Origin of the sequence: Psychrobacter sp. I-STPA10, assembly GCF_021012795.1 — a bacterium.
In the GTDB taxonomy this organism is placed as follows: domain Bacteria; phylum Pseudomonadota; class Gammaproteobacteria; order Pseudomonadales; family Moraxellaceae; genus Psychrobacter.
Genome location: NZ_VFYU01000005.1, coordinates 16,125 through 40,745 on the forward strand (window position 1 = coordinate 16,125; position 24,621 = coordinate 40,745).

General features: G+C 39.9%; 21 protein-coding genes. 9 read left to right on the forward strand and 12 right to left on the reverse strand.

Annotated elements, in window-relative coordinates; genetic code table 11:
• Positions 1-38 precede the first annotated feature (38 nt).
• From hisS to FHK89_RS02555, 5 genes are all read left to right on the forward strand, one after another.
• Positions 39-1,343 carry a histidine--tRNA ligase gene (gene hisS, locus FHK89_RS02535; RefSeq protein ID WP_230656402.1) on the forward strand — a complete coding sequence of 435 codons (1,305 nt, stop codon included), beginning with the start codon at positions 39-41 and terminating at the stop codon, positions 1,341-1,343.
• 102 nt (positions 1,344-1,445) lie between these two features.
• Positions 1,446-2,345, forward strand: coding sequence for a YfgM family protein (locus FHK89_RS02540; protein ID WP_230656405.1), 900 nt, complete (start codon positions 1,446-1,448; stop codon positions 2,343-2,345).
• 145 nt (positions 2,346-2,490) lie between these two features.
• Positions 2,491-3,705 (forward strand): outer membrane protein assembly factor BamB, encoded by a 1,215-nt coding sequence (bamB, locus tag FHK89_RS02545; RefSeq protein ID WP_230656408.1) that lies wholly within the window; start codon positions 2,491-2,493, stop codon positions 3,703-3,705.
• Positions 3,706-3,796: 91 nt separating this feature from the next.
• A complete protein-coding gene (gene der, locus FHK89_RS02550; RefSeq protein ID WP_230656411.1) occupies positions 3,797-5,206 on the forward strand; it encodes a ribosome biogenesis GTPase Der in 1,410 nt (469 codons plus the stop codon).
• Between the two features lie 169 nt (positions 5,207-5,375).
• Positions 5,376-7,226: a sensor histidine kinase gene (locus tag FHK89_RS02555; protein WP_230656414.1), complete on the forward strand. Its 1,851-nt coding sequence runs from the start codon at positions 5,376-5,378 to the stop codon at positions 7,224-7,226.
• A gap of 132 nt (positions 7,227-7,358) precedes the next feature.
• Here FHK89_RS02555 and FHK89_RS02560 read toward each other — a convergent pair whose 3' ends face one another.
• Positions 7,359-8,513, reverse strand: coding sequence for a D-alanyl-D-alanine carboxypeptidase family protein (locus FHK89_RS02560; protein ID WP_230656418.1), 1,155 nt, complete (start codon positions 8,511-8,513; stop codon positions 7,359-7,361).
• 356 nt (positions 8,514-8,869) lie between these two features.
• The gene (locus tag FHK89_RS02565; RefSeq protein WP_230656656.1) at positions 8,870-9,301 is read right to left on the reverse strand and encodes an MCR_0457 family protein; all 432 of its coding nucleotides are present in this window, start codon (positions 9,299-9,301) and stop codon (positions 8,870-8,872) included.
• 429 nt (positions 9,302-9,730) lie between these two features.
• Here FHK89_RS02565 and FHK89_RS02570 point away from each other — a divergent pair, with 429 nt between their 5' ends.
• A complete protein-coding gene (locus FHK89_RS02570) occupies positions 9,731-10,585 on the forward strand; it encodes a peptidoglycan DD-metalloendopeptidase family protein (protein ID WP_230656421.1) in 855 nt (284 codons plus the stop codon).
• Between the two features lie 329 nt (positions 10,586-10,914).
• Here FHK89_RS02570 and FHK89_RS02575 read toward each other — a convergent pair whose 3' ends face one another.
• Together FHK89_RS02575 and FHK89_RS02580 are read right to left on the reverse strand one after the other, a co-directional pair.
• The gene (locus tag FHK89_RS02575) at positions 10,915-12,297 is read right to left on the reverse strand and encodes a peptidylprolyl isomerase (protein ID WP_230656424.1); all 1,383 of its coding nucleotides are present in this window, start codon (positions 12,295-12,297) and stop codon (positions 10,915-10,917) included.
• A 179-nt stretch (positions 12,298-12,476) separates the two neighbouring features.
• The gene (locus FHK89_RS02580) at positions 12,477-15,605 is read right to left on the reverse strand and encodes an LPS-assembly protein LptD (RefSeq protein WP_230656426.1); all 3,129 of its coding nucleotides are present in this window, start codon (positions 15,603-15,605) and stop codon (positions 12,477-12,479) included.
• Between the two features lie 419 nt (positions 15,606-16,024).
• Here FHK89_RS02580 and FHK89_RS02585 point away from each other — a divergent pair, with 419 nt between their 5' ends.
• Entirely contained in the window at positions 16,025-17,191 is a 1,167-nt protein-coding gene (locus FHK89_RS02585) for an aminoglycoside phosphotransferase family protein (RefSeq protein ID WP_230656429.1), read from the forward strand.
• Between the two features lie 54 nt (positions 17,192-17,245).
• Entirely contained in the window at positions 17,246-17,974 is a 729-nt protein-coding gene (murU, locus tag FHK89_RS02590; RefSeq protein WP_230656432.1) for an N-acetylmuramate alpha-1-phosphate uridylyltransferase MurU, read from the forward strand.
• A gap of 21 nt (positions 17,975-17,995) precedes the next feature.
• Here murU and FHK89_RS02595 read toward each other — a convergent pair whose 3' ends face one another.
• The gene (locus tag FHK89_RS02595) at positions 17,996-18,676 is read right to left on the reverse strand and encodes a metallophosphoesterase family protein (RefSeq protein WP_230656436.1); all 681 of its coding nucleotides are present in this window, start codon (positions 18,674-18,676) and stop codon (positions 17,996-17,998) included.
• A gap of 142 nt (positions 18,677-18,818) precedes the next feature.
• Between FHK89_RS02595 and FHK89_RS02600 the strand changes: the two genes are divergently transcribed.
• Positions 18,819-19,064 carry a hypothetical protein gene (locus FHK89_RS02600; RefSeq protein ID WP_230656438.1) on the forward strand — a complete coding sequence of 82 codons (246 nt, stop codon included), beginning with the start codon at positions 18,819-18,821 and terminating at the stop codon, positions 19,062-19,064.
• A 122-nt stretch (positions 19,065-19,186) separates the two neighbouring features.
• Here the strand turns inward: FHK89_RS02600 and FHK89_RS02605 are convergent, their stop codons facing one another.
• From FHK89_RS02605 to FHK89_RS02635, 7 genes are all read right to left on the reverse strand, one after another.
• Complete coding sequence (locus FHK89_RS02605; protein WP_230656441.1) at positions 19,187-20,236, reverse strand: aldo/keto reductase; 1,050 nt, start codon at positions 20,234-20,236, stop codon at positions 19,187-19,189.
• 174 nt (positions 20,237-20,410) lie between these two features.
• On the reverse strand, positions 20,411-21,322 hold the full coding sequence (locus FHK89_RS02610) for a YwqG family protein (protein ID WP_230656444.1): 912 nt from the start codon (positions 21,320-21,322) through the stop codon (positions 20,411-20,413).
• A 56-nt stretch (positions 21,323-21,378) separates the two neighbouring features.
• Positions 21,379-21,657, reverse strand: a complete 279-nt coding sequence (locus tag FHK89_RS02615) for a DUF3144 domain-containing protein (RefSeq protein ID WP_230656658.1) — start codon at positions 21,655-21,657, stop codon at positions 21,379-21,381.
• Positions 21,658-21,935: 278 nt separating this feature from the next.
• Positions 21,936-23,102, reverse strand: a complete 1,167-nt coding sequence (metK, locus tag FHK89_RS02620; RefSeq protein ID WP_230656447.1) for a methionine adenosyltransferase — start codon at positions 23,100-23,102, stop codon at positions 21,936-21,938.
• Positions 23,103-23,249: 147 nt separating this feature from the next.
• Complete coding sequence (locus FHK89_RS02625; protein ID WP_230656450.1) at positions 23,250-23,846, reverse strand: DJ-1/PfpI family protein; 597 nt, start codon at positions 23,844-23,846, stop codon at positions 23,250-23,252.
• 221 nt (positions 23,847-24,067) lie between these two features.
• Positions 24,068-24,322, reverse strand: coding sequence for a Txe/YoeB family addiction module toxin (locus tag FHK89_RS02630; RefSeq protein WP_230656453.1), 255 nt, complete (start codon positions 24,320-24,322; stop codon positions 24,068-24,070).
• A 16-nt stretch (positions 24,323-24,338) separates the two neighbouring features.
• A complete protein-coding gene (locus FHK89_RS02635) occupies positions 24,339-24,599 on the reverse strand; it encodes a type II toxin-antitoxin system Phd/YefM family antitoxin (protein WP_230656457.1) in 261 nt (86 codons plus the stop codon).
• Between the last annotated feature and the right edge of the window lie 22 nt (positions 24,600-24,621).

Sequence of the window (24,621 nt, forward strand, 5' to 3'; positions counted from 1 at the left end):
TGTTTATAAATAGAGATGAATAGAGAAAAGAAATCATTATGATCAAATCAATCAAAGGGTTTAATGACATTTTGCAAGTAGCAACAGATGTCAGCCGCCCTTGCTCAGAATGGCGTCAGCTTGAAAAAACATTAGTAAATGTACTCGATCGATTTGGCTTTGAGCAAATCCGCTTGCCAATTGTTGAGGAAACTCAACTTTTTGCTCGTGCCATTGGTGATGCAACTGATATCGTTGAAAAAGAAATGTTTAGTTTTACCGATAAGTCTGATCCTCCAACGCCTATTACTTTACGACCTGAAGGGACGGCTGGTGCAGTACGAGCGGTTATTGAACATAATTTATTACGTGGTGATAATCCAAAACTTTGGTATATGGGTCCCATGTTTCGTTATGAACAGCCACAAAAAGGTCGCTATCGCCAGTTTCATCAGTTGGGAGTAGAAAGCTTTGGTAGTGAGCTGCCCGATGCAGATGCTGAGCTGATTGCGATGACTTATATGATGTGGCAGTCTTTGGGCATTGATCATGAGTTAACCTTACAGATTAATAGCTTGGGTGAGCCAGAAGAACGTCGAGCTTATCGCCAAGCCCTCGTTGATTATTTAACCGATAAAAAAGATCAACTCGATGCGGACAGTCAACGTCGCCTAAGCACCAATCCACTGCGTATCTTAGATAGCAAAGATGTCAATACCCAAGCTTTATTAGTTGATGCACCAAAACTAAATGAGTTTTTGGGAGAAGAATCACAGGCACATTTTGCCAAAGTACAGCAGTATTTGACGACACTTGGCATTGAATTTGATATTAATCCCAAACTTGTACGTGGTCTAGATTACTATAATAAAACCGTTTTTGAATGGGTAACAGATAAGTTGGGTGCGCAAGCAACTGTGTGTGCTGGTGGGCGTTATGATGGATTAGTGGGTCAATTAAAAACGTTAAAATCTGATTCAAATAAACCTGCTCAGTCTGCACCAGCCATTGGTTTTGCGATGGGTTTAGAGCGTCTGTTGTTATTAATACAGGCAGTGAATCCATTTGCAGATACAGCTGCTTGTGACGTTTTTGTGGTTGCCCATCCTGATGTTTATGAACAAGGATTAAAATATGCGCAATCATTACGCCAAAATCGTCCTGACTTACGCATCAAAACTGCCAGTGCCACTAGTTTAAAATCACAAATGAAAAAAGCGGATAAATCTGGTGCACAACTGACCGTTATTTTGGCACAAGATGAAATAGATAAGCAGCAAATTAGTATCAAAAACATGCAGACAGGTGAGCAAGCTGTGTATGTAGATACTTGGTTATTTTCGGCTGAAAACTTTGCAGGTTAATGATTTGTAGAATGATCTATTGATATTTGTAGTGATCTTTGCAGTATACATACGAATGATCATGTCGATAGTTTTTTAAGTGAAATTTTATTAGGCAATATTATGGTGAGTAACAGCAACTCAAGCCCTCGTAGTGGCAACGATGACGCACAATCAATAGCAGAATTAAAGCACTATGCTGGCTATATTATTGCTGCGATTGTGTTGGCATTGGCTGGATTTTTTGGCTTTCGATATTGGCAAAGCCATACGGTCAGTCCTGATATAGAAGCGGCACAAGCGTATTCTGCTATCCAACAGATGAACGACAAAGTTGCATTGGCTGAACAAAATCCTGATTTACAGTCATCTGCACTACAAGCTGAGCGCAGCGCACTGGCAACACAGGTAGATAAGTTGGTTACTGCTTATCCTGACTCTGTCTACGCGTGGCAAGCTTTGTTATTAAAAGCACGTCAACAAGCAGATAGTGAAGATTATAAAGGTGCAAGTGAGACACTAAAACGTGCATTGGATATCCCTTTAAAGGATGCCGGTTTAACAGCAATGACTCAGCTACGTTATGCCACTACATTATTGGCAGCTGGTGATGTGGATGCAGCGTTGTCTGCTGCTTCTAAAGAAATGCCTAATGCTTTTGAGCCGAGCAAACAAGAGCTGCTTGGTGATATTTATTTGCAGCAAAATAAAACTCAAGAAGCTGAGCGTGCTTATGAAAATGCTTGGAATTTACTTGTAGGTCGTAAAGAAGATCGAGCAATCTTACGTTTGAAAATGGAAAGTATTGGCATCATGCCGCAAGAAATGCCCAAGAAACCAGCATTAATTGCAAGCGCACCTGTTTCTTTATCAGATGTTACTGTTGAAAATGCTGCTGCTAGTGATGCAAATATTGCCAGTGAAAATGTAACGGATGAATCAAGCACAGAAGCAGAGCAAACGGTTGATGCTGCCAGTGATAACCAAATCAATGATAGCAGTGTAGAGTCTACAGGACAGTAGTAGTTCATATTTATAGTTGATGATATTGTAAAAAGTATGTTCTTTGAAAAACAATCATTGCATACTTTTTGAAGTACTGTCAAAACAGCAATGCTCAATACCTATCTTATTTTGAAGAACTTTTATGATTAAGTGAGTAAATAACATGACAACAACCATTTTTAATACAATGTCATCGCTACGGTATCGCCGTATCACAAAAGGTATTACGGTTGCTTTATTATCCACCGCCTTGGTCGGTGTCGTTAGTTGTACTAAAGGCATTAAACCTGAAGAGCATAAACCAACCCCATTGGTTAAATTAGCCCAATCCGTTGATTTATTGCAACCAGTATTTGTGACAGATGTGGGTAGTAAAGGCAATAGTAAAGACCCACTATCATTACAAGTTGGTTATGATGATGGTCAAGTGATTGCCGCTAGCCGTGATGGCAAAGTATCTGCTTATGATGCTCAAGGCAAACGACTGTGGCAAAGTGATTTAAAAAGTGCAATTATGGGTGGTGTTGCCTTTGATGCTGCTAGTGACACGGTGATAGTGAGCACACGGACAGCAAAAGTTGTGGCATTAAATGCTTCTACAGGTCAGATACGTTGGCAGCAACCAACAACGGGTACTGTTTTAGCGCCTGCTTTGATTCATAATAACCGAGTCATTGTCTCTGGGAATGATGGTCTATTACAAGGATTGTCACTACAAACAGGTAGTCCCGTTTGGCAGTTTGCTACCCAAGCACCAAGTATTAGTGTGCGCGGTAGTGCCTCACCAGTACTTTTAGATAATAGTACAGCGATTATAGCGACAGCAGATGGGCGTTTGCATGCCTTAGATGTCACCACAGGTAAGCCATTATGGTCACGCCGAGTTGGTATTCCTTCTGGTGCGAGTGAAGTGGAGCGCATGACAGATGTGGATGGTGCGCCTGTAATAGATAATAGCCAGCTATTTGCAATCAGCTATAGTGGACAGTTGGTAGGGGTTGATCTTTTAAGCGAGCAAATATTATTTTTACAAGATGCAGGCAGTTTAAAGTCTTTAGCTACTACGGCGAATAGTGTCATTGCGACCACTTTAGATGGTCACGTTAGAGCATTTAATCGCAATACGGGTGCACCTTTGTGGGATAATTCTGAGCTTGCCTATCGACAACTCACCAATCCTGTGGTGATTGGTAATTATGTGGCAGTTGGTGATTTAGAGGGTGTCGTACATTTATTAGATACGTCTACTGGTAAGATAGTTAGCCGTAGCAATACCAAAGGTAAAGGGGCGTTGTCTACGCTACAAACACAAGCAAATACGTTGCTGACTCAAAGTACGACTGGTCAAGTGAGTATTTGGCAATTAAAACGCCAATAGTTTTTGCTGATTTTATCCGATTTGGATATCATAATTTTTAAGTCGTTTTTTTAAAACTTATATATTTATATTTTAGTGAGAGTAATAATCCATGCCAATGAAACCCGTCGTTGCCTTAATTGGACGTCCAAATGTCGGCAAATCGACGATATTTAATCAAATGACAAAAACACGCCAAGCACTGGTTGCTGATTTATCTGGATTGACCAGAGACCGTCAGTATGGAGATGCAAGCCATGAAGGAAAGTCATTTATTGTCGTAGATACAGGTGGCATTGGCGAAGCTGATGATGGTCAAGGTGCGATAGATGACTATATGTCAACCCAATCGCACACTGCCATACATGAGGCAGATATCATCGTTTTTGTTGTTGATGCTCGTGCTGGCATTGTCGGTGCAGATGCAGAAATTGCTAAGCTGTTACACACTCTTGGTAAGCCTGTATATCTAGTAGCAAATAAAATTGATGGGGTGCATGATGCCGCTACAGCTGAGTTTTTTGCCTTAGGGCTAGGAGAGCCATATCCAATGGCTGCCAGTCATGGACGTGGTTTGTCTAATTTACTAGACGATTTAACAGCACCCATGACTGAGCAAGAGATACAAGAGACTCCAGATGGACTAAAATTAGCAGTGATTGGTCGACCAAATGTGGGTAAATCTACCTTGGTAAACCGATTATTGGGTGAAGAGCGTGTTGTGGTCTATGACATGCCAGGAACGACAAGAGACAGTATCTATATACCTTATGAGCGAGATGGTAAACACTATGTCCTCATTGATACGGCGGGTGTACGTCGGCGTGGACGTATTGATGAGAAGGTAGAAAAGTTCTCTGTTATTAAAGCGTTGCAAGCGATAAAAGATGCCAATGTGGCTATCTTAGTGGTAGACGCACAAGAGGGCATTGTCGATCAAGATTTGCACATGCTTGGCTATGCGCTGGATGCGGGTCGTGCCATTGTCATTGCCATTAATAAATGGGATGGGCTCTCTGAAGATAAAAAGCAGATGGTTAAAATTGAAATCGAGCGTCGTTTTGATTTTATTCCTTATGTTAAGGTGCATCTCATTTCTGCTTTACATGGTACGGGTGTGGGTAATCTGTATCCTTCGATTTTGCGGGCTTATCAGTCAGCAATGTTTAAGGTATCAACCAGCCGCTTAACTAGAATTTTAGAAGATGCCATTTCAGCGCATCCACCACCGATGGTATCAGGTCGCCGTATTAAGCTGCGTTATGCTCACCTTGGTGGACATAACCCACCTGTTATCGTTGTTCATGGTAATCAAACTGGATCATTGCCTAATAGTTATCGACGTTATCTTGAAAATGAATTTCGTCAGGTCTTTAAGCTTGAGGGTACGCCTTTAAAAGTTGAATTTAAACTGAATAGTAACCCTTACTCTGGAAAAAAGACAGTACCAACAAAAGCCAAACTGCAACAGCAGCGACAACGTAGACGGGTGCAAAAGTTCAAAAAACAAAAAAAGCGTTAGTCAGCATTCGTCACTGAAATTTGAGTATAGCAAATGTTCTTTATATCCAAGATATTGACGTTGGATGTTGAGCAATACTTGTTAATTTCTAGCTGGTGTGAGGCAGGTTTGGCATACTGCTTTGCTATCTTTTTTTGCTTGTTATCAATGATATTGGTTAGACCCTATTATGAGTCGATTTTGTCCAAAAAATTTAAGTTGGAACATAAAAAAAATAGTTATTATCTCTACAACCGTGCTTTATTTAGTTGCAGTGGGTACTTATATATATCATGAATTAATTGATAATTATCGCCTAAAAAAAATAGAAATAAAAAATTTGTCACAAATATTGGCTGAAAATGCATCGATACCAGATGGTATTTCAGTTGTAGGTCAACAGGTTACTTATTTGCTTGAACAAGATCCTACATTACAGAGTATTTCTTTTTATTCAATTAATCAGTCTTTGAGCTTTTCTGAGGAAAATAAACCTGATTGGCAGGTGGTATTACAAGATGACATTGTCAGTTTTCATCAACCTGTTACCAGTAATATTGACTCCTCAAATAAAGAAGAATTGCCTTTTATTATCCCTAATCAATCTTTGTTAGGTTATATCAATGTTTCTCTTGATCTTGACAGGTTGAGACAGCAGTGGTTTGTACGCCATTCACTCATATTATTAGCATTGTTGCTTTGTTATCTTATCTGGTTAGTATGGGTAATCTGGTGGATTTCCAGACCCATCAATAGTATTAACTCACTGTCAAATTATGCTGATGAGATTAATGATCGCTATAATCCTCTGACCAATCGGGTATTCAAAGATCATACTATCTATGTGCAATTAAATAAGCTGCATCAATCTTTGGAGCTAATGGAACACCTGTATCAACAGGCACAGTCTGAAGTTCATCGTATGAACAACTCAGTACAAGCACCCTCTACAACAGATTTATTGGCTCTGCAACAAAGTAGCTTTCAGAGCATGATCACTCATGAACTAAAAACCTCATTAAATGCGATTTTTGGTGGCTTACAGTTATTAGATAATCAATATACCAGCCAAGAACAAGAAGATGCGATTGGTATTATTAGAAAGGGCAGTACCGATCTTGAGCTGATTTTAAGTCAAATCATACAACTTAATAAGATAGAAAAAGGACAAATGAAGGTTGAGGCGGAAAAGATTGAGCCACTTAAAATCTTAGGTAGCCTCATTCAGAATTATGAAAAATTATCGCAGGATAAGGGTATAGAGGTGATTAGCCGTATTCATCATATGGACACAGCCTTAAAAGGTGATCATCAAAAGATTTATAGTGTTCTCGATGCGCTACTAAATAATGCGGTGAAATTCACAAAAGTGGGTAGTATTACTGTTGAATCATTTTTAGATAAACAAGACAGTTTTATTTATTGGCGTATTGAAATAACAGATACAGGAATTGGCATAGAAGCTAATAATTTAAAAGACATCTTTTTGCCATTTTTTCAGGTTGATCCTTCAATGAGTCGTGAATTTGAAGGCGTTGGCGTTGGGTTAGGCGTGGCACAACGGTTGACAAAATTAATGGATGGCAAGCTAGAGGTTGATAGTGTTTATGGAAAAGGAAGTACCTTTCGTTTGTTGCTACCGTTACAAATTTGGATGCAAAATGAAGACAATCAAATACTATCTGGTAAGCGTATTATTTTCTATACAGTAAAGCCCCCTTCTTATTTTCCTGCGATGATCACCCAGTTTGGGGCGCAAGTCGATGAGTTTAGTGAGATTGATGCACTCATGAATCATATTTTTACCACGTCAGCGTCAGGGTTGATGATTTCATCACAGGTAAAAGTAGTGGATGCAATGATGTTGGCTGAACATATCCGTCAGTTAGAATCAAACCATCGATTATTAATCATCTATTATTATGATGATTTGTCTCAAAAGCAAATGGATGAACTATTAGCATCGGGGGTCGATATTTGTCAAACGACCCAGCTATCGCACAAGGCGCAAGCACAAGCCATTAAAAGTTGGCTTGAGTGAGACATAAAGATAGTTTATAAATAGGGTGTTATGTACTTTTGAGATAAAAGATATAAAATAAAAAAGGGAGCTTGAATATTTTAGTCTCCCTTTTTTATAATATTATTTTATTTAAAATTGTTTAAAATTATATTAAAATAATCCTGTGACCCAGTTTACTAAGTGTTCCCATGCTCGCTTAAAGAATCCAGACTGCTCTACAGAGGTGGTTGCAATTAATGGTACTGAGGCAACCGTTTTGCCATCAACTACTGCCAGTAGCTGTCCCACACTTTGACCTTGAGCAATGGGCGCATCAATCTTGTCATTTAATTGAATGACTGTGCTGAGTTTGTCTTTTTGATCTTTACTGACCAGGACTTTAAGGCTATCTTGGGTGGCGACAGACACGCTGTCTTGTAAGCCAAATGCCACAGGAGCTTGAGCCATGACTTGATTGGCGGGGGCAAGTATGGCGGTATCAAAGTGACCAAACCCCCAGTTGAGTAGCTCACGCGATTGATCAGCCCGTGCTTGCATGCTTTTTGTGCCCATAATCACGGAGATAAGACGCATATCATTGCGCTTACTGGAGGCGACAAGACAGTAGCCTGCGGCATTGGTATGTCCTGTTTTGAGTCCATCAACGGTTGGATCGGTCAGCAGTAGGGCATTACGGTTGCCTTGAGTGATATTATTATAAGTAAATTCTTTTTCAGCATAGATATCATAATACTGCCCACCATTTTTGATAATGGCTCTGGCAAGTTTTGCTAAATCAAGTGCCGATGCTTCATGACCTTCAGCTGGCATACCTGTGGAGTTAACAAAGTGGGTATTTTCCATGCCAAGCTTGGCTGCTTCTTGATTCATCATATCTGCAAAAGCCGATTCACTGCCAGCGATATGCTCTGCCATTGCTTTTGAGGCATCATTGCCAGATTGCACAATAATCCCTCGTAGCATATCAATGACAGAGGCAGATTGATTTACAGGTACATACATACAAGATTGACTGCTACTACCTCGACACCATGCATTTTCACTCATCAACACCGGTTCGTCTTCTTTTAGCTCGCCTGAGATGAGTTTGTCTTCAATAATATAGCTGGTCATCATCTTGGTCAAAGATGCAGGTGGTAAGGGAGTATTAGCATTTTTTTGTGCGAGTATTTCACCTGTATCATAGTCCATAAGCACATAAGCTGCATTATCCATTTGTGGTGGTTCAATGGCAGCATTCGCTACGAAAGGCGCAATCGATAGACTCGCTGCTGTGATAAGGTGTAGCAATTGTTTTTTTCTCATGTTTCTTTCCATAACCACTCATACTGCAATGACCGTCAAAATAAAGAGTATAAAGGCAAGCTGATTTAGCAGTAATCATCATGACTGCTTACCCAAAACAGATATATTAGCAAAATGCCTAAGGTGATGAAATAGGCAATCAAGGTTTTTCCGTGAAACTATTATCAAAGCCATTATTGATACAATTATTGAAACCATTAGTATGGTGATGTGGCGAAATAGTCACGGAAGCTATAAATGAAATGTATGACTTAGTCAAATAAACCAATAATTATATATTAAGAATGATATATAAAAAAACCAATGGCAATTATCGATAAAAGGCATTTTATTTTATAATTTTTATCATATTAAGTTTAAAAATTGGTGTCTGCTAAATCCTGACATAAAGCTTTATTTTCATTTCTTGAGATGCTTGATGTCCATCCACGTATGCTTTGTAGTACCTGCTTGTAATCTTGCTGAGTAGACAAATATTGTATTGCCGATTTTGGATTTTTAATAGTTGGCATTAGTTTTTGCAGCTCAATATTATAAGCTTTATAAAATTTTTGTCTTTGTTGTGTATTGAGCATGGGTGGGCAAATCTCAGAGAGTACATGCATTACTGCAATTTCATACTTAGTGGTACTGATACCTGCTAGGTCTACAGGAATGGTGATCATGTCATTATAGCTAGTGGCAGCATTTACTGTCTGTGTTATCAATCCAATACTACTAATGATTAGCCCAAAACCAAGACGCTTAAGTCGTGAAGCAGATAAACTAGTTTGTATATGTTTGATCATCACGCAAAAAACTCATTAAAAACGTTGTGGTTATAATAATATTTAGGCTGAGCAATGTCACACAAAATTTCCTAAATCTTGTAGAATAAATGTGTCATTCACTTAGATAAGCGTAACATACTACTAAGATATAGGTAGCATAGGGATTTTATTGATTTAGTATGAGGCATTTAATCTAAGTGATTGAGTGAATATAGGTAATCAATACAGTAACTTGGTGCTCAGTTTAGTGACAGATTTATATTTACTCAATAGTTGTATAGATTAACTTTCATGTTACATTTATTTGCTACATTTATCCTCTATTTATTTATATAACTCATTATTGTTACTTTTATTCAAAGTATTGGTTATTTTTTTAATCATTTGTACTATTCTAATATGAATAATTCATTTTTCATTTACTATTGTTAATTTATAAGGATTGCTATGTACATAAAATTATTACAACCAGCCAAAAAGGTTAGGTTGCCCCAATGGCAAAAAGTGGCAGTGTCTTCATCGGTGGTAGCCGCTCTTGTCTGTTTTTCTGGTTGTGCAACTAAGCCAACGTATCATCCTAATAACACTCCAACGATCAGCAAAAATCAGGTGGGTGTGCCTAACTATTATCATGTGCAACAGGGCGATACAGTGAGTGCAATCGCTGCGAGATATGGGCTTAATTATCGTCAAATAGGTGCTTTGAACAATTTAGATCGTCGTTATACCATCTATACAGGACAATGGTTAAAGCTTTGGACTGATACGACAACAAATAATCAACGCTCTTATAATCAGTATGGTCAGCAAAGTGGCTATCAAGCTGCTACCACAGGTGTGCAGTCTAATGAACGTGGTCGCTTTGACAGGACATCGCCTGCCACTAGATCAAATCCATACCCGAGTGCAGCAAGCGTGGTTGAGCCTGTCCCTGCAACGACTTATCGCCTACCATCATCTAATCCAGTCATCAAGCAGTATAATGCTAATCAAGGTATTTTAGGTATGTGGTTTGGCGGTCGAGAGGGGGATACAGTGGTAGCAAGTAATGCAGGCACCGTGCTCTATGCAGGTGATGGTCTACCCGAGTATGGTAATTTGATCATGATTCGTCATGATAAACAGTATGTGACTGCTTATGCGCACAATAGTAAAATTTTGGTCAATGAAGGCGATCAAGTGCAGGCAGGTCAACCCATCGCCATCATGGGGAATACTGGCAACAGCAATCAAGTTGCACTGGAGTTTCAAGTACGTGAAAACGGCAGTCCCATCGATCCAAAAAAAGTGCTTAAACACTAGGTTTGGTTGAGATACTTATTAGTTTAAGATACATTGATAGACAATAGAATCAATATAATCAGGACTTATGTAAAAGTACGATATTAGTCTCATAAAGCGGCGAGCAATTTTTACATGAAAGTAAAAAGTAGCTGTATTTCTTGCAGATATTAGTCTAACGGGGTGAAAGTTCAACAGACCCTAAGCTTTGTGCTTTCAAATCAATCCACCCCCTATCTACCAACACTGTAGTACTGTGGAGGTATGTAGGGAGCGGATCAGTTCTTGGTCCTGTTTACAGAGTGTGGACCTCTGGTTGATGGGTTGATGCCATCATTGTCGATAGTTAACTACATTATTTTGATATAGGCATTGGCTTTTAGTTCTTGTAACCAGTCTTCTTGTGCTTGTGGTGCAAGGCGTTGGAAGATAGCTTCACGTGCTAGGTTACGACGATATTGTTTGCTGACGTCATTTTTACGAGTTTCTTCTACTTTAAGAATATGCCAGCCAAATTGACTTTTGAACGGTTGAGAGATGCTACCCACAGGTGTGGATTTCATTACGGCTTCAAATGCTGGCACTGTATCTCCCTCAGTTATCCATTCTAAATCTCCACCACGTCCTGCTGAACCAGCATCATCAGAGTAGGTGGCAGCAATGGCAGTAAAATCGGCGCCTTGTTGTAGCTGCTGATAGATGTCATTAATTTTTTGTTCAGCCAAAGCGTCATTTTGTTGAGGGTTAGATTTGACTAAAACATGACGTACGTGCCACTGTGGTATGATCAGACGATCATCACTACGTTTATCGACCAATTTAATAACGTCAATTCCTTGTGCAGTCACTTGAGGGGCGGCTACTTCACCTACTTGCAGTTTGGTGATTTTGTTTGCAAGTTCAGTGGGTAGACCTGCCGCAGGATGGTATCCCATGTCACCACCTTGTAGCTCAACGGGATAGTTAATATCCGTATTGCTAGTCACAGCTGCAATGGCTTGATTGGCATCGTCGGTGCTTTGTAGTGCGGTATGTACACGCTGAGCAACTTGCATGGCTTGCTCACGTTGTTGCTCAGTAATACGGCTATAGTCATCTAAATAGGGCACACGGATATGAATGGTACGAAACTCACTTTGTTCTAGTTGTTGCGCTTCTGGAGAGGCAAGGTAGGCATCGATGTCTTGCTCAGTAATACGTACTCGACCAGCGACTTGACGCTGTTGCAGTGCTTTTAGTGATTCATTTTCGATGATTTGTTGGCGCAGTAAGGCATAGCCATTTGGTTGACTGGCATCTAGACGTTGTTGTAATTCACTTAAGCTGCTAAATCCTTGTGATTGAGCAATGGCTTGTAATTGTTGATTGATGGCTTCAGGATTGGGGCGAATACCTGCACGTTGGATTAAGTCGAGTTGTAGCTCACGCAAAATTAAGCCATTGAGTACTTCTTGGTTTAGTTGTTCATTAGGAGGCAGCCTACCACCAGATGCTTGAATGCTTTGTCTGGCTTGTTGTACCGCAGCGGCAAGATCACTTTTTAAAATAGCAGAGTCATTGACAATAGCGATAATACCATCTGTGCTATTAGCAACAGATACATTATTTGTTATTGTGGGCTGTGTGCTTGTATTAGTGGTCACCCCATTTGACTGCGCAGCAATGGCTGGAGTCGATAAACAAAGCGTGGTTAACAGTCCCACACTGATTGCTGTATATAGTTTTTTATACATAAGCTGATGCGAATGGAGCGAGGAATGTAGGTTCATGTTGGTGATGTTTTTAAAGTAAGTCATGGTGATTATCTATGTCCTGTATGTTCTATGTGGCTTTGTATGGATTTGTATGTAAAAGAAGCATGATGTCAATGAATAAATTGAATGAAAAATTTTAACAGATTTTAAGGGTTGTTTTACTGTTTCCAGTAGGCATCAACAGGTTCAAAGCCTGATATTTTCTCTGAGAGTAAGCGAGTTAAACGGCTGTCACTGCTGCTACTACCAAAACCATTAATACGAAATTCAGCCATAATAGCACGAGTAGGGTCACTGTCTAAATTTAGGTTGTTGTAATAGTTGCGTCCATAAATAGCAAAACCATAACAACAATCTTGGTAGTCTATACCAACCAGTGCATCAATCATTTTATTGTTGTGGTTATCATACTGTCCTTGTGCCAATACTCGCCAGTTATTTTTGATTGGAAATATGGTGGAGGCAGTAAAAGCAGATAACGGTTGTTGACGGGTATTATTATCTCCCAGTCGTTTGATGAAACCAACATTGAATAAACTATTTGCTGTGGGCTGATAGCGTAGCTGTGTGGTAACAAAATTAAGTGAGTTATCAGACTTTAATGCCCCATCAAAGTCCAACCACAAATTTTGGTAGGGTTGTGCGCTACTATTCCACACAATACCTGAGTTAGCATTGGTAAATATCGCATCATTTTTTGATAAAGTCACTCTACCATTTTGTAGATAAAACTGTTTGCCAATACTAGCATCAAATCGTGTCACACCCATTGCATCGATGTAACGATAGTTGATTCCTGGTGTCACTGCATTGTAGTCGGGTAGGCGGTCATGACCCAAAAACCAGCTATCAGCAAATAATTGTGAATAATTTAATGAGGCAATACGTGTGTTAAAGTTAGGAACATCATTTTGATCACGATAAGGGGCATATATGTATTTTAATCTAGGGCTAAGTAGCTGATAACCTCCTAGCGAATCATCAAACCAGTGCATGGGTGAGCCTGCTTGATAGAAAATTAGCCCAGCATCAATGCTATATTGTGGTACAAAAACAGATTGGCTTTTATCATCTTTTGCTAAGTTGTTGTCAAGCCTGCTGGTTTCATCATAGGTAGTGTATAAATGTTGCAGACTAACTTTAGGGGTAACATACCCCCATGAGCGTTGTAATGGATAACTGGCACTTAGTTGATTATAGACGCGTAAGCCACTTTTTTCATTCTCTGAGCCATCATCAATGGATTTTTTAAAATAAGCAGAGTCATGTACCCCTGTAATGTTTAGATTTTCGAACCAAGGTAGGCGATAGTTGACAGCTATCTGTGGTAAGCGAGAGTATGGCTTATCTTTATCAAGAACTCTATTGCCGTCTGCATCAATGCTTGCTAAGCTTTGAAAGGTTTCTATTTTAAGTTGTCCTGTTAAATAGTCATTATAGTAGTTTGCTTCGGCACGTCTCGGTAGATTGATGGTATTATCAGATAGACCTAAGTCATCAAAATCATTCAGATAGTTAGGATCAGATACATAGTTATAGATAACATTGGCACTTAAATGTGGCATGGTATCAGATGTCCAATTATGACTATAAAAAAGCCCTTTGCGATCTTTATGGTGATACTGCTTATCATGAGGTAGATAAGATGCCAGTAATTTGCCAGTACCATAATTGTGAGTTAAATAACGCATCTCACCACTTAGCATTGGGTTGCGATTACTAAATAGCTGTGTGGTTACAGTGGCATCATAATTGGGTGCGATATTAATGTAATAGGGAAGGCTAACTTGCACCCCACTTTGAGTATCAATACTGGCTCGTGGTAATAAAAATCCACTGGCACGGCGACTGTCGATAGGAAAGTTAAAGTAAGGCAGATAGAGGATGGGCACATTACCTAGGCGAAAAGTCATATCATAAGCTTCACCACGACCAGTAGACGTATCTAAATCAATTTGCGCTGCTTCTAGCTGCCATTTACGGTCATTAGGCGGGCAGGTGCTAAACATCACTTTATCAAGCTCAATCGTTGTATCGTTGGGTCTATTAAGCTGCTGTGCATAACCATGGGCTTGCATGGGGATGCTGGCAAAAGCAACCTCTTTAGCAGTTGCTTGTCCATTTGCATTGTATGCCAACTCATTTGCCACCCCGATGAGCCCTATACCAGCAGCTAGGGGCTGGCTGGTGGATGAATTTGGTATATCTGTTGTAGATGTGGATGCGTTACTAGCGGTGGCAGCATTGGTAAATAATATATTACCTTTAGCACCACCTATGCCTTGGTTGAGGTTAATAACCAATTGATCTGACTGAATAAATTGTCCTGCTTGAACAACTTGTACATCTCCTACTAGCTCTAAATAAGATAAACTATCGTAATAGGCATAGTCTGCTTGTGCAAACATTGGTAATGCGTTGTTAGATTGCTTGGCATCAGTTGGATTCAAATAGGCTTGTTGCTGAAGTACACGTTGGTAATCTGAAGGTAATACAGGGTTGACCCAAGTACCATAACAACGAGCAGGAGCGTTTTGCTGTAATCGGTAATAAATGCTGGGTGCAATGACAGGTGCGATGCTGGTGGCTACGGTTGGCTTGGTCTGCTGAGTCGTAGTATTTGTATCAGTCAAAGGCGACTGAGATTGTGATAGATTGGACTCTGAGGCATGATTAGGCTTATATTGATAAAATTGTGCTAAGCGTTCTAGACTGCGAGCTGCTTCGTCAGTTTCTAGACTGTCTGTAACCTTATTTGCTAAATACTGTGGTAAGTTTTGAGTCAAGGCGGTGTTATTGATATTGGTAGGAGGTGTCTTATCAGTTATAACAGCCTGTGTATCAGTATTGGTAGCATCAGTAGTTTGTTGTTTTTGGTTATTGGTAGTAGACTCATCAGCAGACAAAACTGCGGGTAGAGGTTCAGGTAACAGTTCGTCTTGCTGCGACTGCTTCAAATGAGAATCAATACTAAGATTTGCTTCGTCTATGTCTGGACGAAGTTTATTGTTGCTGTTTATCTTGGGATTAGACTCTATCGCAATACTGTTAAGAGTATCGTTATTAAGTGTATTGGTCTCATCTATTATGACATCATTGGTGATGAGGACATTTTTTGTGGCATTAAAGAGATGCTGATCTGCTGTTAAGGCATCAGAATCGACAGAAGTTTTTGCATTCTGCTGTACTTGGGCATGCGACTGTGAGGTGATCAATAATGATACTGGTAACCCTGTGGCAGCAATAAGTACCAAACGAATACTGTAATAAAGCGGAGAGTAAAGCAAACGTACCTCTATCTTTGATGAGTCTTAATGTAAAACCAATGTGAATACAAGACAACTATATATTTATGGTTTGCCTAATATCAAACCATCATGGTATTAGCCATGTCCGATATATTACATATACTATCTATACTTATCTTGATTAACAATTATTATCATTAGTATGCTGACATCAGTTAAATATGAGAAATGTGTAGATCCATAAGGTCATATCATAGTCAAAAAAAGGCAAATGGGCTACACTATGGCAGCATTTTACTACAAAACTTATTGTATGGGCTGATTTTAGCACAGTAGATATTTTGTACTTTTATCCCTTGTGGCTGACTTGAAAATAATTATTGCAATCAAGTCTGATATTAAAATCAGCCACTGACTTCTCTTTTGTTTTTTTTAATGGTGAATATTTAGGGTTTTTTATGACTCAACAAAAAAGCGACCAAGCTTTAGCAACAACAGCATTAACAGCGGAAAACAGGCTGCGTATGCAGCAGTTGACAGATTGGCTTAATGACGTATTTTCTGGACAAGAATATCACTTAACTTCCTTACCAGGTGATGCCAGTTTCCGTCGTTATCATCGTATTGCATTGACACAGATGGATGATACAAGTGAAGCAGTGACGCAGTCGGAATCAACCGTACGTTATATTATTATGGATGCACCACCACAAAAAGAGTCCATCACTGAGTTTGTCGCAGTTGATGAGCTACTAGCAGCCGTAGTTAATGTACCGACGATCATTGCTAAAGATATGCAGCAGGGGTTTTTGGTGCTACAAGATTTTGGTACGACAGAATTTGCGCATTTATTACAACAGTTACCCGAAGATGGCCAAAAAGCACAACGGGTCAATGATTACTATCAATGGGCGATGCGAACGCTTATTGAGTTGCAAGGGTTAGATATTAATCAGGCTCGTCAGCAAGCCAACCTGCCTGATTATGATGTGAACAAGCTCAATGATGAGATGGCGTTATTTAGCGATTGGTTTTTGCCTTATTTTGATATCAGTATGAGTACGTCTGCACAGCAAGTATGGCAGCAGTTAACCCAATGGCTGACAAAGCAAATAACCTCGCAGCCACAAGTGGTGGTGCATCGTGATTATCATAGTCGTAACTTAATGCTCGATAGACAAAATGTTGACAAGCTGGGGGTGATTGACTTTCAAGATGCAGTAATAGGGGCTTATAGTTATGATTTGCTGTCATTATTACGTGATGCGTATGTCAATTGGGATGAGCAAACCATTAAAGATTGGGTCAGTGATTTTTGGCAGTATCAACAGTCTTCAGGCTTAAAAACCGCAGCAACGGCTGATGAGTTTTATCAAGATATGAACATAGTAGGGGTGCAGCGTCATTTAAAAATTTTGGGTATTTTTATTCGTCTAGCAAAACGTGATGGCAAGCTAAGATATCTGGCAGATATTGCAAAGGTGATGCAGGATTTACGTTTTGAGCTGGCGTGGCTTAGTCAACAGGGCGATGTAGAGGCTCAGGAGGCGGTGGCAGCATTTACTCAGTGGTTTGAAGCTGAGGTTGTACCTGTGTATGAGCAAAAGCAGCATTTGCTAGGATAGATATCCTCACTTGATAAGCGGTATTATTAAATTGTATTGATTAAGGATTCGACTATGCCTATCTCACAAGCGATGATTTTGGCAGCAGGCAAAGGTACACGTTTGCAGCCCATTACCAATGAAATTCCTAAGCCTTTGGTGAAAGTGGGTGGACAGCCATTAATTGTTTGGCACATTAAAGCGTTAAAAGCGGCTGGCATCACTGATATCACTATCAATACTGCTTGGTTATCAGATAAGTTGATGCAAGCCATTGGTGATGGGGACGATTATGGGGTTAATATCCATTGGTCAGTAGAAGAAGAGCCACTAGAGACAGCAGGGGGAATTTTTTATGCGCTACAGACAAACAAGCTCAAAGATGAACCATTTATTTTAGTCAATGGTGATATATGGACAACGTATGATTTTGCCCAGTTGGTTGATTATGAGATGAGTGCCGACCAGTTAGCTCATTTGTTAATGATTGATAATCCTAGTCATAATGGGCAAGGTGACTTTGCTATTCAAAATGGGCTGGCAAGTGAGCAAGCAATTGCAGATGCTGAAAAATATACTTTTTCAGGTATCAGTGTGATGTCTCCTAAGTTGGTTGCAGAGCAAGTGGTGGGTCAAGCTGCGCCGCTTGCACCGCTACTTAAAAAAGCGATGCCAAAGTTTCAAATCACTGCTGAGCTGATACAAGATAACTGGATAGATGTGGGTACACCTGAGCGTTTACAGCAAATTAATGATTATATTGCTGATAAGGGTGCTGAGGCGCATCAAGGTCGCCCCAATTAATCAATCTATTGCGGAAAAATATCAGAACAAGTTAAGCAGTGTTTTAAGACATCTGCCATCTGATTGTGCTTGCCAAGCTGTCAAAGTCTCTACTTCCAATGCAGTTAATACGCCACAACCATAAGCAAAGGTATCAATACAAATGATGCCCTCTTGCTGCTTGACTTGTCCATTTCGTTGCTCACTATGACCACAAATAATGGTTTTACCAGAAATGTGTCTACCGTCAGCTTTTCTAAGTTTGCGCCAACGCAGACCTTCATCTCCTTGGGTATCCATACTAATATCAGCTTTTGGTGTGGCATGACAAAAGATAAAATCTACCGTTTCATAGTAATTACGCAGAGACTCAAGCCAGCATTTATATTTAAAAGGAATATGTTTTATCTGCTCAAGACTTGGCTGTAAACCAAATGATTGCATTGCCTCAGCCCCACCATAACGCAGCCAAAACTTAGCCGTTTCTGTATCACTCATACTACCAAGCATCATCTCTTCATGATTGCCTTTAATCACAATAACATGACATTGTTTTTCAAGCATCATCACACAGTCCAAAACACCTTTGCTGTCTTCTCCTCTATCCACCATATCACCCAAAAATATCAAGGTATCGTCTTGTGTAGGCTGAATATGGGCTAACAATGTCTTTAATAGGCTCAGGCAACCATGAATATCACCAATAGCAAAGGTGCGCGGCATAAATATTCCTTGTCAATTCTATTTTTACCCAGTTATGAGGTGCAAATAACGATGCTCAAATAACGATATTCAAATAACTATGATACACTATTTTTGATGGGTTATATTGTGGGGTAGGGATTATGACAAATGGAAGATACTGATGATGTTATCATCAACCAACAAAGCAAACAAAGCAAAAAATATATTTCAAAAACCATATATTAAAATTGCTATTGTTGTGATATCAATTGGCTTTATTAATGAATGTAGTTCTGATTTAGATGACATACATGATGTGCAGTTTTCTAATGATTTATGGCCAGAAAGTATTGCCCCGACGCAAGAAAGTTGCCGAGAGTATTATGGCGAAAAAAAAGGTGAAGAAGAAATTTGCACTCGATATTAACCAGCCTTGTTTGTATGAGGTTGGTATAAGTTTAAATAACAAAACCCCCACGCCAATCATGGTTTGGAGGGTTAACTGTGTTTAGGCAAAAAGCCATCATTGAAGATGGTAAATACAGGTTTCTAGAGTTGTAACGGTTTAATATCAGTTTCAGCCTGTTGCATAATCAAGCCTTGTTGTTTTAATTGTTGCCAAAACTCTTGGGGAATAGCAACTTGTAATGAGGCGATATTTTGTTGAACCTGCTCGGCTGAACTGGCACCGACCACAATGGAAGTGACTGCCTCAGGAGCTGTAGCAAACTGCAATGCTGCTGTACGCAAATCGACATTAAAGTCATCAGCAATTTTTTGCAGTTTATTACGTTTGGCAACCAGCTCTGGGGTGACGTTGTTAGGCTGATACGCATAACGGTTTTTACCTGCTAAAAATCCAGACTCTAAAACCCCGCCCAAGACAATTTGCATGTTGCGTTTTTTGGCTTCGGGGAAGAGGCGATTAATTGAATCGGCTTGTTTAATCAGCGAGTATTGCTGTGCTGATAAGCTAATGTCAGGGTCCGATACTTGCATGGCACGAATGATGGGTTCAACCTCATTAACACCGATACCCCAACCTTTGATAATGCCTTCTTCACGCATACGAATTAGCTCAGGAAATGCCCCTTTTTCACATTCCTTAAAGCGTACTTCCCAATCAATATCGCTGTTTCTTGAATCAATATCATGGACAAAAACGTAGTCTAAATGGGACAGCCCCATACGGTTTAGGCTGTCTTCGATAGAGCGTCTGACCCCTGAGGCACTATAATCATAGTGATAATTTTGGTAGGTTTTGCCCTTCCAAAAGGTATCATCAGGATAGCTGTAGGCAGGGTCACCCCAAAATAGCCGACCAATTTTACTAGACAATACATAGTCATCACGATTTTGCGTAAATAAAAATCGACCCAAACGGCGTTCGCTTAAACCATTACCATAGCGAGGCGAGGTGTCATAATAACGTATCCCTAAATCCCATGCTTGCTGTAAAGCGTTATGTATCTGTTCATCAGAATTTTCATTCATGCCACTACCAACGGCAACACAGCCCAAACCAAAAGCATGGGTTAGTTTGCTGTCAGGATTGGGTGCAAAGGCAGGTTTGGGATTGCGTGTTTTATGTTCATTCATAGTATGACCTTAATTAGATTTAGATAGTGCTGATTGGTTTAATGAGTGGCAATACAGCGATATCATATCGTGTTTGTCTTATATTTATCAGCTAACCCCTATTATCTAATTTTTATGCCATAATTAATGTAAGTGTTTGAAATAAAAAGTAATATGAATGTTTTAATGGTTTGGCTAATAACAATCCCAATTATAAACCAAGCGACTAAAGTTTTTGTTTTTCAACTCATTAGGTGTGATAAAGAAATTGGCAATGCCAGAATCTCCCCACATTAAATTAGCTTTATCATCTGTATCTATTTGTAAGAGTAAAATATGATTTGCTAAAGAGGCATTATTGTATCGAAGGTCACATTGGGTAAAAAAAGGATATCCTAATAACTGGTGACCTTGACAGTTGGCAAGGTCACCATAATCAATAACAGTATCGTAAGGGTCTGCTATGTCTAAATTATTATTTTTAGCATACTCTTCAATATAATCCTCTATATCTTTATCAGCAATATCTGGAATAATCTTTGTTTTTAATTTTTCATATTCATAACAATCTATATTACAAGATTGCACCGCTAGCTTAAATGTAATAGCAAGCTCATCTGGCTCATCTATATGGTTAAATGGTAGATAATAATCACCATTATCATTGGCTAACTTCTCAAGGTCAGCTTTTGCTTGCTCCAAAGCCGTTTGATTCACTGGTAGTGTTATATCTTGCCAAAAGCGTACTTGATATTTTTCACTGGGGAATGGATTATCAAAATCTGCGCCATATAAATCATCTTCACCATCAATATAAATCTGCAAAATTCCTGATTCAGGCAAAGGCTGTGGCAGTTGTGATAAATCTACCGCACCAGCTACCTCAGCAAAATTAATTTGTACCAATAAAGCCAATGGCGTGCCATTAGCTTTACTTGGATAAGTTTCATTTTCTGGTAGATAACCAAACCCACCGATTTTACTAGCGGTTAGAGCAAGCTCTTTATCTGCTTTTTGTAAGCTTATAGACACTACGTTTACCTTACTTTGCTCAAGTAGGGCTTGTATGGGGGCAGGTAGGCTTATCAGATTTTCTTGGTTGCTCATAATAACTTCCTTGTTTTGAAGATGAGTAAGGTTGCTAATATATTGTATTTATCTGCCTACTTATCTAATTGCACGTATTTATCAAAGTTTTGGGCATAATCTTCTAAGTTATCGCTCAGCATTTGGCGATATTGTTTGGCATAAAATTCGATAATTTCTTCTTTTTCTTTGCGCAAATCATCACCTTTGACAAAGCCAATAGAGGCAACCGAAGCACTATAACGGGCAGCAGCATAAAGCAGTGATGCACCGACTTGACCAGAGTGTGACTCGGGACTTAGTTGGCTATTTGCCAGCTCAATGATGGCATCGGCACGTTGATAAAAGGCTTGCATTTCTGGAGTGATTTCAACGGTGGTTTGGTCAGTATTTTGGGGATTATTTTGGGTGTCATCTTGAGGGTTTTGGCTGTTTGTATTTTGTTGGCTCATGGCTTTATCCTTTTGCTGAATGATTGATGGGGGTAAATTTAGACATAAAAAAACTGGATAGATTTTATCATATCCAGTTTTGGTAGTGTTCTAAAAAGTATGCTGTCTCCCTTCCCCAAAGTTGGAGGGTACTGTTCCCCCTCATACTGGGAGGGGGCTAGGAGGAGGGGAAAAATAACAGGCTAAATACCTGCATCAGCTCTTAATAACTCGGCTCTATCGGTTTTTTCCCAAGTAAAGGCAGTATCACTACCTTGACGACCAAAGTGCCCATAAGTAGCCGTTTGTTGGTACATAGGCTGCAATAAGTTAAGCATACGAGTGATGCCATAAGGACGCAGGTCAAAATGCTGGCGAATCAGCTCAATGATGGCATCGGTACTGATTTTTCCTGTGCCAAACGTATTGACTGAAATAGAGGTGGGCTGAGCCACACCAATGGCGTAGCTTACTTGTACTTCACAACGGTCGGCAAGCCCTGCTGCGACGATGTTTTTGGCAACATAGCGTCCTGCATAAGCGGCACTGCGGTCAACTTTTGAGGGGTCTTTGCCACTAAATGCACCGCCACCATGACGTGCCATACCGCCATAGGTATCAACGATAATTTTGCGACCTGTTAAACCTGCATCACCAACAGGACCACCGATGACAAACTTACCAGTAGGATTGATGTGATAGCGAGTATCGGCATGTAATAGATGCGCAGGGATAACCTGTTTGATAATCTCTTCCATCACCGCTTCTTGCAAGTCTTTTTGTGAAATACTGGGGTCGTGTTGGGTAGATAAAACCACGGCATCAATGGCGGTTGGTTTATCACCATCATATTTTAGTGTCACTTGGGCTTTGGCATCAGGGCGTAACCAAGGTAGATGTCCTGAGCGGCGCAGCTCAGATTGACGCTCCATCAAGCGATGCGCAAATTCAATTGGAGCAGGCATCAGCACTTCAGTTTCATTGCTGGCATAGCCAAACATTAAACCTTGGTCGCCAGCACCTTGGTCTTCTGGATTACTACGGTCAACCCCTTGGGCAATTTCGGGCGATTGCTTACCAATCATGTTAATTACCGCACAGGTTTCGCCATCAAATCCTAAGTCTGAATGCTGATAGCCAATGCCTTTAACCGTATCACGCACGATACGCTCAATATCAATATTGGCGGTGGTGGAGATTTCTCCTGCCAGCACCACAGCCCCTGTTTTTACTAAGGTTTCACAGGCGACACGGGCATGCAAGTCTTCACGCAAAATGGCATCGAGTAGGGCGTCGGAGATTTGGTCAGCCATTTTGTCAGGATGACCTTCGCTAACAGATTCGGAGGTAAACAGTTGGTAATCACGCATAAGGTAAGTCGCTTAATTGGTTAATTTTAATGGTTATTTTAATACGAGCGGGATATAAGAAAGTCATCAACCATCGTAATATTTTATAAGAAAAACTGCCCTATTTTACTCTGAATTGTCAAAAAACGCTAATGAAAGTCATTCATATCATAATCGGCAAAACTCATCTTGAGTACTGACTTTATGCCAGCGATATTCAATGTCATGGGCAATTTGCCGAGCAACCTCAATGCCATGTCTATCAGCAATAAATCCCAGTGCCATATCCATACCTGCGCTGACCCCCGATGAGGTATAAAATTTGCCATCAACCACCCAGCGAGCTTGAGCAACCCAGTTTACTTGCGATGATTGGCTGATGACCCATTGCCAAGCGCGTTTGTTTGAGGTGGCTTGTATATCATCTAATAGCCCTGCTTTTGCCAACAACGCACTGCCAGTACAGACACTCAGTATCCAATCAGCAGAGGTAGCAAGATGGGTTAGGGCTTGTAAAAACTGTTTATCATTCACCAGTTGTCGTGTGCCTTGACCACCAATAACCAATAAAATATCGGTTGCACATTCTAATTGTTCAATGGTTGTGGTGGTTAAGGTAACGTTATGTTGGTTATGAATGATACCACCTGAGAGTGAGGCAAATTGGATACGATAATGCTCAGGCAAACTACCGAACATCTCAATGACCCCATATAAATCGAGGGTTTCAAAATTATCAAAAACTAAAGCGGTGAGGGTTTGCATAGAGAATTTTATCCATAAAATTAAAGCTAATGTCTAATGCTAACTAAGAACCTGTATTCACAACCCACAAAGGTGGCTTTTTGCCTAAAATAGACGTACTACGGCGTTAAATTTTGGGTTAAATAGAATGACTATTCGCCCCAAAATTTGCCTTGTATTACGCAATTTTAGTCTAAAAATCCCCTGATTTTGGATTATGAATACAGGTTCTAAGACAGATTTTAATAATGAAAGCGACATTGCACAATAATAATGTGTTCTTCTTGGACCTCATAAACTAAGCGGTGTTCTTGGTCAATACGTCTTGACCAGTAACCCGCCAACTCATGCTTTAAAGGCTCTGGCTTACCAATCCCTTCAAATGGTGTGCGTTTGATGGCTGTAATTAAGGTATTAATGCGTTTTAAATTTGCTTTGCTGTGTTTTTGCCAATATAAATAATCTTCCCACGCATCATCTGTCCATGATAGTAGCATTTGTTAGACCTCAGTATTAGTCTTCAAGCTCAATTAATTCTCTAGAGGTTACTTTGGCTGACTTTGCATCACTAATGGAACGTCTTAAGCGCTTGGCGTTATTGGGATTGCTCAATAGATAAGCTGTTTCTTGATAAGCATTAAAATCTTGGAGGCTAATTAATACCATAGGTTCAGCATTTTGCCGAGTAATTATTAATGGATTACGGTCAGCCACCACTTTGTCAAAAGAGTGGGATAAGTTTTTGCGTAATTCGGTGTAGCTAATAACGTCCATCGTACTCCCCATTGATAACGAA